The sequence below is a fragment of the Pigmentiphaga daeguensis genome (genome assembly GCF_039523035.1).
GTDB lineage: Bacteria > Pseudomonadota > Gammaproteobacteria > Burkholderiales > Burkholderiaceae_B > Pigmentiphaga > Pigmentiphaga daeguensis.
Genome location: NZ_BAAAEN010000023.1, coordinates 18,751 through 34,495, shown reverse-complemented (window position 1 = coordinate 34,495; position 15,745 = coordinate 18,751). Strand labels below are relative to the sequence as shown.

Genomic DNA, 15,745 nt, shown 5'->3' with positions numbered 1-15,745 from the left:
CCTAGTCGCCCGCCTCGATGGCGAACAGCAGCGTGCTCAGCATGGCGGCCAGCTTGTCCGCCTCCTGGCGGCCGAGGGGCCGCAGCAGTTCCGCCATCGCCTCGAAGTGGCGGGCGATGGCCTCGTCGGCCAGCGCCTTGCCTTCGGGCGTGAGCCGCACGATCACGCCGCGGCGATCGTTGGGGTCCGGTTCGCGCACCACCAGGCCGCGCTCCTGTACGCGGTCGATGCGGTTGGTGACGGCGCCCGAGGTCAGCAGCGACACCTTGATCAGGTCCGAAGGCTTGAGCGCGTATTTCGGGCCGCAGCGGCGCAGGGTGACGATCAGGCTGAAGGTCTCCCAGCTCAGCCCCATGGGCGCCAGCCATTCCTCGGCATGCCGCACCATGTGCGTGGACAGGCGCGACAGGCGGCCGATGATGCCCAGTGGCCAGGGATCGAGATCGGGGCGTTCGCGCTTCCAGTCGTCCAGCAGTTGCTGGACGGAGTCGCGCCGCGGAGGAGGGGGGGACGCAGGGGGCAAGGGACTGATTCTCGACGCCGTTTCGATTGCGTCGAACTCTATCACGAGCCGCGCGGCCGGTTCACGCCGGCGGCAGGTAGCTCAGGTCCACATAGCGGGCGGGGTCGCTTAGCGCCGCGGCCTGGCCAGCGTGGCGGTTGCGCAGCGCCAGCACGGTGGCGATGCCGGTCATGCTGGGCCGCAGATCGCGGATGAGGCCGGTGGCGGGGGCCAGCAACACGTCCAGGGCGCGCTCGCTCAGGGTCGGATCGAGGCCGGGCGCGTGCCTGCGCAGCAGGGCGGCGGCGCGCGGGCCCGCGTCCGGCCTGGTCAGCCAGTCCAGCGAGGCGCGGTAGGCGCGCGTGAATGCCCGGAGCGTTTCGCCCGACGTGGCCGCCCAGGCGCGTTGGCAGAAGGCGGCCGATCCCATGTAGTCGTCCAGCCAGTGCGCGCCCGGCAGGATACGGCAGCCGGCTTCCTGCGCCAGCAATTCGTACGGGGTGCGCAGCAGCGTGGCCGCATGCCGGCCCGCCAGCAATGCCGCGTGGCGCTGGCTGGTGCCGCCGGCGGGCACGATCTCGACCTCGCCGGGCAAGATGCCGTGCGTGGCCAGCAGTTCGCGCAGCACGAAGGCGAATCCGGTGGAAAGGGCGTCCACCGACAAGGTATGGCCGCGCAGCTCGTCGTAGCTTCGGATGCCGGACCCGGCGACCAGGCTCAGAAAGCCCCGGTCGCCGCCCAGGAAGGCCACCAGGTCGGGGCGGGTGCCGGGGATGCGGGCATGGCCCTCCTGGTAGGCCACGAGATTGTCGATGCCGGCGATGGCGACCTGGACTTCGTCGCGCAGCAGGCGCTCGACCAGTTCGGCCGAACCGCCGACATAACGCAGTTCGATGGGCACCCCATGGCTTGCGAAGAAGCCCTGGTCGATGCCGGCCCACAGGGGCAGGTTCCATCCGCCGTCGAACACGGCCACGCGCAGGGTATCGATCGCCATGGCGGCCTCAGTTGACGGCGGCGCCGGAGGCGCGTACCACCGGCCCCCAGCGGTCGATCTCGCTGCGTATCAGGCGCGCGAACGCCTCGGGCGTGCCGCCCAGGATTTCCATGCCCTGGCCCTCGAGTTTTTCGCGCACCGACGGCTCGCGCAGGGTTTCCTGCAACGCGCGGTTGAGCTGGTCGACCACGGGCTGCGGCGTGCCCGCCGGCGCCACGAGACCGAACCAGGCCGAGACGTCGAAGCCCGGCAGGCCTTGTTCGGCGATGGAGGGAACGTCAGGCAGGCTGGCCAGCCGCCGGGCCGAGGTCAGGCCCAGCGCGCGCAATTGGCCGGCCTGGATCTGGCCGGCGGCGACGGGAACGCTCAGAAAGGTCATGGCCACGTCGCCCGCCAGCACCGCGTTCATGCTTTGTGGCGCGCTCTTGTAGGGCACGTGCATCAGCTTGATGCCGGCCCGCGACGCGAACATTTCGCCCGCCAGGTGCTGCGAGGTGCCGCTGCCGCCGGACGAGTACGCCAGGTCCGGCGTCTTGCGGGCCGCGGCAATGAGGTCGGGAATGGAGCGTATCGGCGACCTGGCCGCCACCACCAGCACGTTGGGGTTGGAGGCCACCGTGCCGATGGGCTTGAAGTCCTTGACGGGGTCGAAAGGCATGCGCGCATACAGCCAGGGGTTGATGCCGTGCGTGCTGATGGAGGCCAGCAGCAGCGTGTGGCCGTCGGCGGGCGCCTTGGCGACCAGTTCGCCGGCGATGTTGCCGCCCGCGCCCGGCCGATTGTCGACGACGATGGTGTGCCCCAGGCGACGGGACAGGTCCACGCCGATGATGCGGGACAGGATGTCCGCCGAGGAACCCGGACCGCTGGTGACGACCAGCGTGACGTTCCTGCTGGGATAGGTATCCGCGTGAGCGGCAAGGCAAAGCGAACCGGCGAACAGGGCAAGCAAGACGCGGCCTGACATGGCAGTCTCCTGGAGGGGCGGGGTGGGGTCAGACCACGGCGATGGCCTGGATTTCGACCACGATGCCCGGACGGGCGAAATGCGACACCGTGATCAGGGTACTGGCGGGAAAGCCGGTGCTGCCGAGCAGCTCGGACCGGATGTCGACGAAGCGGTCGCCATGCCGGGGATCGTCGATGAATACCGTCATCCAGACCAGATTGGCCAGGCTCGCATCGCAGCGCGCCAATGTTCCCTGGATCAGAGAGAAGCAGGCGCGCACCTGGGCCTCGAACTGGCCGGAGATGTCGCGGCCCTGCGCGTCCTCGGTGGTGGTCTGGCCCGCGAGCCAGATGGTGCGCCCGCCTTCCGAGACGACGGCGGGCGAAAAGGCGCGTTGCTGCTGATAGGGGGTGCCTTCTAGGCGAGTGATCCTGGCTTGCACGATGCATGTCCTGTGGAAGGGTGGAACGTGCAGTTATCTTATCATTAAGAATCTTAATGTAAAGATATTTATGGCGCGTCGGACATTGCGCTTTATGCTTTGAAGGTACGCCTGCGTCCATCGGCGCAGGACGGCGGTATTGCCGCGACAAGCAAAAGGAACCCATCGAGATGGCACAGGCTACGACGTATACGGATACCCAGCTCTTCATCGACGGCAAGTGGAGGGATGCCGCCGATGGCAAGACCCTTGCCGTGGTCAACCCCGCGACCGGCAGGGAAATCGGCCGCGTGGCCCACGCCAGCCGGGCCGACCTGGAGCAGGCCGTCGAGGCGGCGCAGCGGGGCTTCGCGACCTGGAACGGCATGACCGCCGCCAAGCGCAGCGAGATCATGCGCAAGGCCGCCGGGCTGATGCGCGAGCGCGCGGGCGAGATCGCGCCGCTGATGACCCAGGAGAACGGCAAGCCGCTGGCCGAAGCCAAGGGCGAGACGCTGGCTGCCGCCGACATCATCGAGTGGTTCGCCGAGGAGGGCTTCCGGGTGTACGGCCGCATCGTGCCCTCGCGCGGCAGCCTGGCGCAGCGCCAGATGGTGCTCAAGGACCCGGTCGGGCCGGTGGCGGCGTTCACGCCGTGGAACTTCCCGATCAACCAGGTGGTGCGCAAGCTGGCGCCGGCACTGGCCGCGGGCTGCTCGGTGGTGGTCAAGGCGCCCGAGGAAACCCCCGCCGCGCCGGCCGCCTTGATCCGCGCCTTCCAGGATGCCGGCCTGCCGCCTGGCGTCCTGGGGCTGGTGTATGGCGACCCGGCCGAGATCTCGGGTTTCCTGATCCCGCATCCGGCCATCCGCAAGATCACGTTCACGGGTTCGACCGCGGTCGGCAAGCAGCTCGCCGGGCTGGCGGGCCAGCACATGAAGCGCGTGACCATGGAGCTGGGCGGCCATGCGCCGGTCATCGTCTGCGAGGACGCGGACGTCGCCCTGGCGGTGAAGTCCGCGGGCGGCGCCAAGTTCCGCAATGCCGGCCAGGTCTGCATCTCGCCGACGCGTTTCCTGGTCCATGAAAGCGTGCGCGCCGAATTTGCCGCCGAGCTGGCGAAGTGGGCGAAGGGCCTGCGCGTCGCCGACGGCCTGGCCGAGGGCACGCAGATGGGTCCCTTGGCCAATCCCCGCCGCCTGGCCGCCATGTCCGGCTTCCTGGACGACGCGGTCCAGAGGGGCGCCCAGGTGCTGGCCGGCGGCAAGCGCATCGGCGAAGTCGGCAATTTCTGGGAGCCGACCGTCCTGGCCGACGTGCCGCTCGATGCCCGCATCTTCAACGACGAACCCTTCGGCCCTGTTGCCGCCATCCGCTCCTTCAACACGTTGGACGAGGCGATTGCCGAAGCCAACCGGCTGTCGTACGGCCTGGCCGGCTACGCTTTCACGAGCTCGCTGAAGAACGCCGACCTGATTGCCCGCAAGGTCGAGGTCGGCATGCTGTTCGTCAACATGCCGGCCGTTCCGACGGCCGAGATGCCGTTCGGCGGGATCAAGGATTCGGGCTTCGGCTCCGAAGGCGGTCCGGAAGCGGTCGAGGCGTACCTGAACACGCGCGCCGTCAGCGTGATGAACGTCTAGGGCCGTTCCGTTCAGGCGTCCGCGCGGACGCCTCAGGCCTGGATGGCGTCGAGTTCTTCCTGCACGCCCAGCCAGGCCTCCTCGATCTCGCCCAGCCGCTTCTGCAGGTCGCCGTGTTCGGCCAGCACGCGGCGACATTCGTCCCGGCGGGCATCCTCGTACAAGCCGGGATCGGCGATGAGCTGGTCCAGTTCGCGCTTGCGAGCCTCCAGCTTCTGCATGTCCTCTTCCAGCTTCCTGAGCCGGGTCTCCAACGGCTTGCGCAGGGTGGACAGGCGCTGCCGGCTCTCGGCTTCCAACCGCCGCTGGGTCTTGCGGTCGACGCCGCCTTCGGCGGAGGCAGCGGTGGCGGACGAGGCGGACGCGTTGCCGCCCTGGCGGTTGGCCAGCCAGTCGCGGTAGTCTTCCAGGTCGCCGTCGAATTCGTGCACGCCGCCGTCGGCGACGATCCAGAAGCTGTCGACGGTGGTCCGCAACAGATGCCGGTCGTGCGAGACCAGCAGCATGGTGCCTTCGAACTCGGCCAGCGCCTCGGTCAGTGCCTCGCGCGTGTCGACGTCCAGGTGGTTGCTGGGTTCGTCCAGCAGCAACAGGTTGGGTTTTTTCCAGACCACCAGCGCCAGCGCCAGGCGGGCCTTCTCGCCGCCCGACATGGGGCCCACCTTGGCCAGCGCGAAGTCGCCCGAGAAGCCGAAGCCGCCCAGGTAGTTGCGCAGGTCCTGTTCGCGCGCCTCGGGGGCGAGGCGGGCCAGGTGCAGCAGCGGCGTCGCCTCGGCATCCAGCATGTCGAGCTGGTGCTGGGCGAAGTAGCCGACGGCCAGCCCGCGGGCTTCCTTGCGCTCGCCGCCCAGCGGCTCGATTTCGCCCGCCAGGGTCTTGACCAGCGTACTCTTGCCCGCGCCGTTGGCGCCCAGGATGCCCACCCGCGCACCGGCGCGCACCGACAGCTTGACGCCGTCCAGGATGGGCGCGTCCGGATAGCCGGCGCGCACGCCGTCCAGCGACAGCAGCGGATCGGGCATGTGGTCGGGCGAGGGGATGCTGATGTCGATGCCCGCCGCCGCGCGCATGGGCGCCAATACCTGCATCCGCGCCAGCGCCTTGACCCGGCTCTGGGCCTGCTTGGCCTTGCTGGCCTTGGCCTTGAAGCGGTCGATGAAGCTCTGCAGGTGGGCGGCCTCGCGTTGCTGCTTGTCGTAGGCGATCTGGTTCTGCCGCAGCCGCTCGGCGCGCTGGGTCAGGAAATCCTCGTAGCCGCCCTTATAGCGCACCAGCTTGCCCTGGTCGAAATGCAGGATGGTCCGGGCCACCGCGTCCAGGAACTCGGTATCGTGCGAGATCACCAGCACGGTGCCGGGGTAGGACGCCAGCCAGCGTTCCAGCCACAGCATGGCGTCCAGGTCCAGGTGGTTGGTGGGCTCGTCCAGCAGCAGCAGATCGGACGGCGCCATCAGCGCGCGCGCCAGGTTCAGGCGCATGCGCCAGCCGCCCGAGAAACTCGCCACCGGCTGACGGAATTCTTCTTGCGAGAACCCCAGGCCGACTAGCAACTGCTCGGCGCGCGACTGCGCCGAGAACGCGCCGGCGTCGGCCAGTTCCGCTTCCAACTCGGCCAGGCGCAGGCCATCGCGGTCGACGTCGACCGCGGCGCGCTCGGCCTGCAGGCGGCGCAGGCGCGTGTCGCCGTCGATGACGAAGTCCAGCGCCTCGCGGCCGGTGTCGTGGATTTCCTGCGCGATCGACGCGATGCGCCAACCGGCCGGGATGTCGAGGTTGCCCGCGTCAGGTTCCAGTTGGCCGTTCAACAGCGCGAACAGCGTGGACTTGCCCGCGCCGTTGGGGCCCACGATGCCGACGCGCTCGCCGGGATGGACCACGAAGTCGGCGCCGTCCAGCAGCACCTTGGTGCCGCGCCGAAGCGTAATGCCTGATGCTCGTATCACCGCGGGAACCGCCTTGTTTGCACGCTCTCCAGTGCAGCTCGGCAAAATCGCCGTTCTTCAGCCGTCGGGTTGTACCCCAGGAAACCGCGGATCTGGCTCCGCCAGTCCGCCGGTTTCGCCCCGGGGACCCGGTGCCGGGCCGCCCCAAGGCGGGTCCCAGCCCCCATGGGGGGCTGCCGCGTAGCGGCTGGGGGTCCACCATAGGGGGCGCGCGTCAGCGCGTAGGGAGGGGCCTTCATACTAATTGGTCCTGCCTGAGCAGCAACACTTTGTCGTCGCCGCCGGAGGTGCTCAGCCATACGGGGTCGATATGGGGAAAGGCCTGCTCGAAATAAGCTTTCTCGTGGCCCAGCTCCAGCACCAGGATCCCGTCGGGCTGCAGGAATTCAGCCGCCTGGGCCAGCAGCGGACGGATCAGGTCCATCCCGTCCGCGCCCCCGGCCAGCGCCAGACTGGGCTCGTGCCGGTACTCCGCCGGCAGCGCATTCATGGAATCGGTATTGACGTAGGGCGGGTTGCACAGGATCAGGTCGTACTGCGCGGGCGGCAGCGCCTCGAACAGATTCGACTGATGCAGCGCGATGCGATCCTGCAGGCCGTAGTCGTCGACGTTGATGCGGGCCACGTCCAGCGCGTCCTTCGAGATGTCCACCGCGTCCACCTGCGCGTGCGGGAACGTCTCCGCCGCCGCGATCGCCAGGCAGCCGGAACCGGTGCACATGTCCAGCGCCCATTCCACGGCGTAGGGGTCGTCGATCCAGGGCGCGAGGCCGTCGTCCAGCAGCTCGGCGATGTAGGAGCGCGGCACGATGACCCGCTCGTCGACGTAGAAACGGCGGCCGCGCAGCCACGCTTCGTTGGTCAGGTAGGGAGCGGGCAGGCGCTCGTCGATGCGGCGGTCGATGATGGCCAGCACGGCCTCGCGCTCGCCATCGAGCACGGCGGCATCGACGAAGGGCTCGAGCCGGTCGATGGGCAGATGCAGCGTGTGCAGGACCAGGTAGACGGCTTCGTCGTAGACGTCGAGCGTGCCGTGGCCCAGCGCGATGCCGGCGGCATTGAAGCGGCTCACGGCATAGCGGATCAGGTCGCGGACGGTGCGCAGGGAATGGAAATCGGCAGTGGGCATATCGGTATCCTGATTCAGGGCGCGGGGGATCCGGCCTTGCCGGTCCGCCGGCGCCGCCCGCGGGGGCGCGCGCGTAAGCGCCTAGGAGGAAGCATCACCTCAGCAGCGCTTCCAGCGTCCGGCGGTAGACGTTCTTCAGCGGCTCCAGGCTATCCACGGCGATGTGTTCGTTGACCTTGTGGATGGTGGCGTTGACCGGGCCGAACTCCACGACCTGCGGGCAGATCCGGGCGATGAAGCGGCCGTCGGAGGTGCCGCCGGTGGTGGACAGCTCGGCCTCGATGCCGAGCTCGGCGGCGATGGCGTCGCCCAGCGCGCTGCACAGCGTTCCGCGCGGCGTCAGGAAAGGCAGGCCGCTCAGGGTCCAGTCCACCGTGTATTCGAGCTGGTGGCGATCGAGGACGGCGAGCACGCGGGTTTTCAGGTCGTCGGCGGTGCTGGCGGTGGAAAAGCGGAAATTGAAGTCGATGACCGCTTCGCCCGGCACGACGTTGGTGGCGCCCGTGCCGCTGTGGAAGTTGGAAATCTGGAAGGTGGTGGGCGGGAAGTATTCGTTGCCCCGGTCCCATTCGGTGGCGGCCAGCTCGGCCAGCGCGCCCGCGCACTGGTGGATGGGGTTGCGCGCTTTTTCCGGATAGGCGACGTGGCCCTGGATGCCCTTGACCACGAGCCGCCCGGACAGCGATCCGCGGCGGCCGTTCTTGATGGTGTCGCCCAGTTGCACGGACGACGTGGGTTCGCCCACGATGCAGTAGTCCAGGCGCTCGCCCCGGGCCACGAGCTGCTCGCAGACCTTGACGGTACCGTCGGTGGCCGGCCCTTCCTCGTCGGAGGTGATCAGGAGGCCGATCGAGCCGGGATGGTCGGGGTTGTGCGCGATGAATTCCTCGGCCGCGACCACGAAGGCGGCGATCGAGCTTTTCATGTCGGCCGCGCCGCGGCCGTACAGGTTCCCGTCGACCTGCGTGGGCACGAACGGGTCGGTATGCCATTGCTCGCGCGGGCCGGGCGGCACCACGTCGGTGTGGCCGGCGAAGACCACCAGCGGCCCTTCGGCGCCGCGCCGCGCCCACAGGTTGACCACCCCGCCGCCCGCGATGGTTTCGCAGGCGAAGCCGAGCGCCGCCAGGCGTTGGGCCAGCAAGGCCTGGCAGCCTTCGTCCTCGGGCGTGACCGAGGGACGGCGGATCAGTTCTTCAACCAGGGACAGGACGGAAGTGGTCATGGCGAGTGCGTTGGAAAGTCCGGGGTCAGGCGCGCAGCAGGTCGTTGATGCTGGTCTTGGCGCGGGTTTGCGCATCGACGCGCTTGACGATCACGGCGCAGTTCAGGCTGTACTTGCCGTCGGCCGAGGGCAGGCTGCCGGGCACGACCACCGAGCCCGAGGGCACGCGGCCGTAGGTGATCTCACCGGTTTCGCGGTTGTAGATCTTGGTGCTCTGGCCGATGAACACACCCATGGACAGGACCGAGTTTTCCTCGATGATCACGCCTTCGACGACTTCCGAACGGGCGCCGATGAAGCAGTTGTCTTCGATGATGGTGGGGTTGGCCTGCAGCGGTTCGAGCACGCCGCCGATGCCCACGCCGCCCGACAGGTGCACGTTCTTGCCGATCTGCGCGCACGAGCCCACGGTGGCCCAGGTATCGACCATGGTGCCTTCGTCGACGTAGGCGCCGATGTTCACGTAAGAGGGCATCAGCACGGCGTTGCGGGCGATGAACGAGCCGCGGCGGGCGGCGGCGGGCGGCACGACGCGGAAGCCGCCTTGCTTGAAGTCCTCGGCGCTGTAGCCGGCGAACTTGCTGGGTACCTTGTCGTAGAACTGCAGGGCGCTGCCCGGTCCGGTACCCATCACGACGTTGTCTTCCAGGCGGAAGGACAGCAGCACGGCCTTCTTGATCCACTGGTGGACGGTCCAGTCGCCGTTCTGCTTCTCGGCCACGCGCAGTTCGCCCTTGTCCAGCCCGGCAAGGACGTGCTCGACGGCTTCGCGGACGGCGGCGGGGGCAGAAGAGGGCGACAGCGAGGCGCGGTCTTCCCAGGCTTGTTCGATGACGGTCTTGAGGTCTTGGCTCATGGTCGGATATCCAATAAGAGGAGCCCCCCTACGCGCTTGCGCGCGTCCCCCGAGGGGGCGGCACTGGCGGACCGGCGGAGCCGGATCCGCTGTGCCCTGGGTGGGGTGTGTTTACATGCGGTATGGGTGTTCTAGTCGTTCATGCGATGCGGGTGGCCGGCAGCGAGCGGGCGTAGCGGGCCAGGCGGTGGGCCGCCTCGACGCATTCGTCCAGCGGCGCCACCAGCGCCAGGCGTACGCGGTTGGCCCCGGGGTTGCCGGCGGGGGTCTCGCGCGCGAGGTAGCTGCCCGGCAGGGCCGTGACGTTTTCTTGCGCCAGCAGGCCGCGGGTGAACTCGGCGTCGTCGATGGGCGTGCGCGGCCAGAGGTAGAACGAGGCCTGCGGGCGCTGGATATCCATCGCCTCCTGCAGGATGGGCAGGACAGCGTCGAATTTCTCGCGGTACATGCGCCGGTTCTCGCGCACGTGTTCCTCGTCGTTCCAGGCCGCGATGCTGGCCGCCGAGACCACGTCGCTCATCGCGCTGCCGTGGTAGGTGCGGTACAGCAGGAACCTGGCCAGCAGCCTGGCGTCGCCCGCCACGAAGCCGGAGCGCATGCCGGGCACGTTCGAGCGCTTGGACAGGCTGGAGAACACCACGATATTGTGGAAGTCGCCGCGGCCCAGGCGGTGGGCCGCCTCGAGCGCGCCCAGCGGCGGCTCGGCCTCGTCCAGGTAGATCTCGGAATAGCACTCGTCCGAGGCGATGATGAAGCCGTACTTGTCGGCCTGCTCGAACAGGTACTTCCATTCGTCCAGGTCCATGACGTTGCCCGCCGGATTGCCGGGCGAGCAGACGTAGACCAGCCGGGTCTCGCCCCATTCGGCGGGCGAGACCGAGGCCCAGTCGCAGCCGAAGTTGCGCGCCGGGTCGGCGTTGACGAAGGTGGGACGGGCGCCGGCCAGCAGCGCGGCGCCTTCGTAGATCTGGTAGAACGGGTTGGGACACAGCACGCGGGGCTGCCGCGCGCCGTCGATCACCACCTGCGCGAAGGCGAACAAGGCCTCGCGCGAGCCCAGCACGGGCAGCACCTGCGTGTCGGGATCGATCGCGGGCAGCCCGTAGCGCCGTTCCAGCCAGCCGGCGATGGCGGCGCGCAGCGCGGGCGAGCCCTTGGTGGGGGGGTAGCCCGACAGCCCGGACAGGTTCTGCCGGATGGCGTCCTCGATGAAAGCCGGCGTGGCGTGCTTGGGCTCGCCGATGGACAGGCTGACGGGACGCAGGCTGGCGGGCGGCACGACATCGGCATACAGCGCGCGCAGTTTTTCGAAGGGATAGGGCTGCAGCAGCCCGAGGCGTGGATTCATGGCCGCGATTGTAACCTCGGGGCGGGCATTTTGCCGTGGGGCCGCCCCAAGGCAACAAGCGCCCTCCGGGGGGCAGCGGCCGCATAGCGGCTAGCCGGCCTGCCTGGTTCCCGACGCCAGGTCCCCGCAGGGCTGCGTGAAGGAGTAGCCCGCGCCCCGGACGGCCTCCAGGGGCAGGGTGATGCCGTGCCGCTGGGCCTTGCGGCGCAGCCGGCTGACCAGGACCGCGACGTTGTGCAACTGGCGGGCGCCGTCCTTGGCCGAGACGGCCTGCCATTGGGCGAAGGTCAGGGTACGGTTGCGCTCGCCGAAAAGATGGCTGATGAACTGCCATTCGGTCAGGGTCAGCGGCAGGCTGCGGCCTTCGGGGCTCGTCAGGCGGCGCGGGGGCGTGGACAGGAGCCACAGCGCCGGCGTGGGCGTCTCGGGCGGCGGTTCGGCCAGGCGCGGCGCGGCCAGGGCGAGATGGCGCCGCATGGCGCGCAGAATGGGCAGCAGTTCGGCGCTCGGATCGGCGCCCAGCACGCGGACTTCCACGTGGGGCTTGTCGGCGGCCTGGCCGGGATCGGGCGGGATGTAGACGAGCCGGGTCAGCGAATAGCTGTCGAACGCCGCCGCCCGCGCCGCGTCGGCAAGCACCACCGGGTTCTTGCCCGCTCGCAGCAGCGCATGCACTTCCTGCGAGCTGGTGCAGACGTAGACGCTGAAGCCGGCACGCATCAGCTCGTCCGCGATTTCGTAATCGCGGCCGGTCTCCCCGAGCAGGACGGCGACTTCTGGCGTATGGGTTTCTATCATTGCGGGTAAGAATGCGTTGCGGGATTGCAATGGCAATCTATCCCAACGTTTTGGTGAGGATGATCAATAACGGTAAACGGGCGCCCCGCCGGGGCCGCTACGTGCGCGCCAAGCGAAAACAATGGTTGGCGGGCCGGCGGGGCCGTCGCCCCCGGGCGGGAGGCGGGGGGCGCCGGGCCTTTTCGGAGACTCGGGTTACAATCCGGTTTCTGATGTGCGACCGTGGCGAAATTGGTAGACGCAACAGGTTTAGGTCCTGTCGGGAGAAATCCTGTGGAGGTTCGATTCCTCTCGGTCGCACCACAAGTTTGAACAACCCTGGTGGTGTCCGGCCGCAGCCGGCAAGGCGGCTTCCGGAGCCCCCGCGCGGCGCTGCGGCGCCGCACGGGGGCTGTGGCACAATTCGCGAATGCCCGGATCGATCTCTGGTTGCGGTGCCTCTCGCGGCGCGGGTGTCCGGTTCTGTCGATTACACATACTCAATATAGGTTTTTGCATGCAGCCTGTGGTTGAAACCCTGTCGGGGCTTGAGCGCCGCGTTGATCTTTCCGTGCCGGTGGCCGACATCGAAAAAGAAGTCGAGACGCGCCTCAAGCGCCTGGCCCGCACCGCCAAGATGCCGGGCTTCCGTCCCGGCAAGGTCCCGCTGCCCATGCTGGCCCGTACCTACGGTCCCGAAGTGCGCATGGAAGTGCTGAACGCCAAGATCGGCGACGCCCTGGAAAAGGTCGTGGCCGAGTCCAAGCTGCGCCTGGCGGGTTCGCCGTCCGTCGAGCCCAAGACCGAAGGCGTGGCCGACGACGTGGTGGCCTTCAGCGCCACGTTCGAGGTCTACCCGGAAGTCGCCATTCCCGACCTGACCGCCCTGGAAGTCACCAGCGCCAAGAGCGAAGTGGGTGATGCCGAGGTCGATCGCACGGTAGACATCCTGCGCAAGCAGCGCGTGACGTTCGAAGAGCGCGAAGGCCGGGCCGCGGGCGACGACGACCGCGTGACGCTGGACTTTGCCGGCACCATCGACGGCGTCGCGTTCCAGGGCGGTACCGCCGAGGACTTCCCGTTCGTGCTCGGCCAGGGCCGCATGCTGCCCGAGTTCGAAGCGGCCGCGCGCGGCATGAAGGCCGGCGAGACCAAGGTGTTCCCGCTGACGTTCCCGGCCGACTACGGTTCGGCCGAAGTCGCCGGCAAGACCGCCGAGTTCACCATCACCGTCAAGAAGGTGGAAGAGGGCGTGCTGCCCCAGGTCGATGCCGAGTTCGCCAAGCAACTGGGCCAGGCCGAAGGCGACGTCGAGAAGCTGCGTGCCGACATCCGCGCCAACCTCGAGCGCGAAGTGCGCAGCCGCACCCAGGCCCGCACCAAGTCGAGCGTGATGGATGCGCTGGCCAAGGCCGCGACCTTCGACATTCCCAAGGCCCTGGTCAACGACGACACCGAGCGCCGCATCGAAGCGGCCCGCGAGGACCTGCGCCAGCGCGGCGTGCCCAACGCCGACAAGCTGCCGATCCCGGCCGAGGCCTTCGCCTCGGAATCCGAGCGCCGCGTGCGCCTGGGCCTGCTGGTTTCGGAACTGGTCAAGGCCGAGAACCTCAAGGCCAAGCCCGACCAGATCCGCGCCCGCATCGAGGACTTCGCCCAGAGCTACGAGAAGCCCGAGGAAGTCGTGCGCTACTATCTGACGGACAAGGCTCGACTGGCCGAAATCGAGGCCATCGTGCTCGAGGACAACGTCGTCCAGCACGTGCTGTCCAAGGCCAAGGTCAAGGACGAGCAAGTCTCCTTCGATGAATTGATGGGAACTGCCTGATGCAACGCTTCGTAGATTTCTACGCATCCATGTACGGGGCCGAGTCTCTCGGCCCCAAGGCCCTCGGCTACGTGCCGATGGTGATCGAACAGTCCGGCCGGGGCGAGCGTGCGTACGACATCTACTCGCGTCTGCTGAAAGAGCGGATCATCTTCCTGGTGGGCCCGGTGGCCGATGCCACCGCCAATCTGATCGTGGCCCAGCTCCTGTTCCTGGAGTCGGAAAATCCCGAGAAGGACATCTCGCTGTACATCAACTCGCCCGGCGGGTCGGTGTACGCGGGCATGGCCATCTATGACACCATGCAGTTCGTCAAGCCCGACGTGGCCACGCTCTGCACCGGCCTGGCCGCCAGCATGGGCGCTTTCCTGCTGGCCGCCGGCGCCAAGGGCAAGCGGATCTCGCTGCCCAATTCCCGCATCATGATCCACCAGCCCTCGGGCGGCGCCCAGGGCCAGGCGACGGATATCGAAATCCACGCGCGCGAGATCCTATACCTGCGCGAGCGCCTGAACCGGATCCTGGCCGAGAACACCGGCCAGCCGATCGAACGCATCGCGGTGGACACCGAGCGCGACAATTTCATGTCGGCGGCCGATGCGCTATCGTATGGCTTGATCGACAAAGTCTTCAGCAGTCGTACCGAACAGGGTTGAGCATGTCGGAAAAGAAAGGGTCGAACGAGAAGCTGCTCTATTGCTCGTTTTGCGGCAAGAGCCAGCATGAGGTTCGCAAGCTGATCGCCGGACCGTCGGTGTTCATTTGCGATGAGTGCATCGACCTGTGCAACGACATCATCCGTGACGAAGTGGCCGCCGACGTCAAGACCGGCGCCAAGTCCGAACTGCCCACGCCGGCCGAGATCAAGGAGATCCTCGACCAATACGTGATCGGCCAGACCCGGGCCAAGCGGATCCTGTCGGTGGCGGTGTACAACCACTACAAGCGCATCCGTCATGCCGGCGGCAAGACGGACGACGTCGAGTTGTCCAAGAGCAACATCCTGCTGATCGGCCCCACCGGTTCGGGCAAGACGCTGCTGGCCCAGACGCTGGCCCGCCTGCTGAACGTGCCGTTCGTGATCGCCGACGCCACCACGTTGACCGAGGCCGGCTACGTGGGCGAGGACGTCGAGAACATCATCCAGAAGCTGCTGCAGAACTGCAACTACGATGTGGAAAAGGCCCAGCGCGGCATCGTCTACATCGACGAGATCGACAAGATCTCGCGCAAGGCCGACAACCCGTCCATCACCCGCGACGTGTCGGGCGAAGGCGTGCAACAGGCCCTGCTCAAGCTGATCGAGGGTACCGTCGCCTCCGTTCCCCCGCAGGGCGGCCGCAAGCACCCGAACCAGGATTTCGTGCAGATCGACACGACCAACATCCTGTTCATCTGCGGCGGCGCGTTCGACGGGCTGGAGAAAGTCATCCGCGGCCGCACCGAAAAGTCCGGCATCGGCTTCGGCGCCTCGGTCAAGGCGGAGTCGGAGCGCTCGGTCAGCGCGCTGTTCGGCGAAGTCGAGCCCGAGGACCTGATCAAGTTCGGCCTCATCCCCGAACTGGTCGGCCGCCTGCCCGTGGTGGCGACGCTGGACGAACTGAACGAGGAGGCCCTGATCCAGATCCTGGTCGAGCCCAAGAACGCCCTGGTCAAGCAGTTCCAGAAGCTGCTGGCCATGGAAGGCGCCGAACTGGACGTGCGGCCCCAGGCTCTCCTGGCCATCGCCCAGAAGGCGCTCAAGCGCAAGACCGGCGCCCGCGGCCTGCGCTCCATCATCGAAGCCGCGCTGCTCGACACCATGTACGAACTGCCCACCCAGGGCAACGTCGTCAAGGTCGTCCTGGACGAAAACGCCATCACCGGCGAAGGCATCCCCCTCCTGATCTACGGCGACAAGCCCAAGGTCGCCAATAAGTAGGGCCCCCCCTACGCGCTGACGCGCGCCCCCCAGGGGGCGGCACTGGCGGACCGGCAAAGCCGGGTCCGCTGTGCCCTGGGTCTGGGGAACGATCAGGAAAAGAAAACGGCCTTGTTTGCGCGCAAGGCCGTTGTTCTTTTCCAATCCAGCCAGGCGTTTGGCAGTATCGCCAGTCTCCGCCAGCCCGTTGTTACCCCAGGATGCGG

14 protein-coding genes and 1 tRNA gene are annotated in these 15,745 nt (G+C 67.9%); 5 read left to right on the top strand and 10 right to left on the bottom strand.

Features of this window, described 5'->3' with window-relative positions:
- Position 1 precedes the first annotated feature (1 nt).
- From ABD104_RS23320 to ABD104_RS23305, 4 genes are all read right to left on the bottom strand, one after another.
- Positions 2-523 (bottom strand): MarR family winged helix-turn-helix transcriptional regulator, encoded by a 522-nt coding sequence (locus ABD104_RS23320; protein WP_343928298.1) that lies wholly within the window; start codon positions 521-523, stop codon positions 2-4.
- A gap of 61 nt (positions 524-584) precedes the next feature.
- Positions 585-1,499: an ABC transporter substrate-binding protein gene (locus ABD104_RS23315; RefSeq protein WP_343928297.1), complete on the bottom strand. Its 915-nt coding sequence runs from the start codon at positions 1,497-1,499 to the stop codon at positions 585-587.
- 7 nt (positions 1,500-1,506) lie between these two features.
- Positions 1,507-2,466, bottom strand: coding sequence for a Bug family tripartite tricarboxylate transporter substrate binding protein (locus tag ABD104_RS23310; protein ID WP_343928296.1), 960 nt, complete (start codon positions 2,464-2,466; stop codon positions 1,507-1,509).
- A gap of 28 nt (positions 2,467-2,494) precedes the next feature.
- A complete protein-coding gene (locus ABD104_RS23305) occupies positions 2,495-2,890 on the bottom strand; it encodes a RidA family protein (protein ID WP_343928295.1) in 396 nt (131 codons plus the stop codon).
- 170 nt (positions 2,891-3,060) lie between these two features.
- On the opposite strand from ABD104_RS23305, the gene ABD104_RS23300 reads away from it, so the two are divergent.
- A complete protein-coding gene (locus tag ABD104_RS23300) occupies positions 3,061-4,512 on the top strand; it encodes an NAD-dependent succinate-semialdehyde dehydrogenase (protein WP_343928294.1) in 1,452 nt (483 codons plus the stop codon).
- A gap of 32 nt (positions 4,513-4,544) precedes the next feature.
- Here the strand turns inward: ABD104_RS23300 and ABD104_RS23295 are convergent, their stop codons facing one another.
- The 6 genes from ABD104_RS23295 to ABD104_RS23270 form a co-directional block, all read right to left on the bottom strand.
- Positions 4,545-6,455 carry an ABC-F family ATP-binding cassette domain-containing protein gene (locus tag ABD104_RS23295; protein WP_343928293.1) on the bottom strand — a complete coding sequence of 637 codons (1,911 nt, stop codon included), beginning with the start codon at positions 6,453-6,455 and terminating at the stop codon, positions 4,545-4,547.
- 235 nt (positions 6,456-6,690) lie between these two features.
- Entirely contained in the window at positions 6,691-7,584 is an 894-nt protein-coding gene (prmB, locus tag ABD104_RS23290; protein WP_087840607.1) for a 50S ribosomal protein L3 N(5)-glutamine methyltransferase, read from the bottom strand.
- Between the two features lie 94 nt (positions 7,585-7,678).
- On the bottom strand, positions 7,679-8,809 hold the full coding sequence (dapE, locus tag ABD104_RS23285) for a succinyl-diaminopimelate desuccinylase (protein WP_087840608.1): 1,131 nt from the start codon (positions 8,807-8,809) through the stop codon (positions 7,679-7,681).
- A gap of 25 nt (positions 8,810-8,834) precedes the next feature.
- Positions 8,835-9,665 (bottom strand): 2,3,4,5-tetrahydropyridine-2,6-dicarboxylate N-succinyltransferase, encoded by an 831-nt coding sequence (gene dapD, locus ABD104_RS23280; RefSeq protein ID WP_132978725.1) that lies wholly within the window; start codon positions 9,663-9,665, stop codon positions 8,835-8,837.
- A 139-nt stretch (positions 9,666-9,804) separates the two neighbouring features.
- Complete coding sequence (gene dapC / locus ABD104_RS23275; RefSeq protein WP_343928292.1) at positions 9,805-11,013, bottom strand: succinyldiaminopimelate transaminase; 1,209 nt, start codon at positions 11,011-11,013, stop codon at positions 9,805-9,807.
- Positions 11,014-11,103: 90 nt separating this feature from the next.
- Positions 11,104-11,811 carry a helix-turn-helix domain-containing protein gene (locus ABD104_RS23270; RefSeq protein ID WP_343928291.1) on the bottom strand — a complete coding sequence of 236 codons (708 nt, stop codon included), beginning with the start codon at positions 11,809-11,811 and terminating at the stop codon, positions 11,104-11,106.
- 216 nt (positions 11,812-12,027) lie between these two features.
- Between ABD104_RS23270 and ABD104_RS23265 the strand changes: the two genes are divergently transcribed.
- From ABD104_RS23265 to clpX, 4 genes are all read left to right on the top strand, one after another.
- Positions 12,028-12,114, top strand: a tRNA-Leu gene (locus ABD104_RS23265).
- A 193-nt stretch (positions 12,115-12,307) separates the two neighbouring features.
- Entirely contained in the window at positions 12,308-13,618 is a 1,311-nt protein-coding gene (gene tig / locus ABD104_RS23260; RefSeq protein ID WP_087840612.1) for a trigger factor, read from the top strand.
- Positions 13,618-14,274, top strand: a complete 657-nt coding sequence (clpP, locus tag ABD104_RS23255; protein WP_087840613.1) for an ATP-dependent Clp endopeptidase proteolytic subunit ClpP — start codon at positions 13,618-13,620, stop codon at positions 14,272-14,274. Before tig ends, clpP begins: the two co-directional genes overlap by 1 nt.
- A gap of 2 nt (positions 14,275-14,276) precedes the next feature.
- A complete protein-coding gene (gene clpX / locus ABD104_RS23250) occupies positions 14,277-15,539 on the top strand; it encodes an ATP-dependent Clp protease ATP-binding subunit ClpX (protein WP_087840614.1) in 1,263 nt (420 codons plus the stop codon).
- Positions 15,540-15,745: the final 206 nt, after the last annotated feature.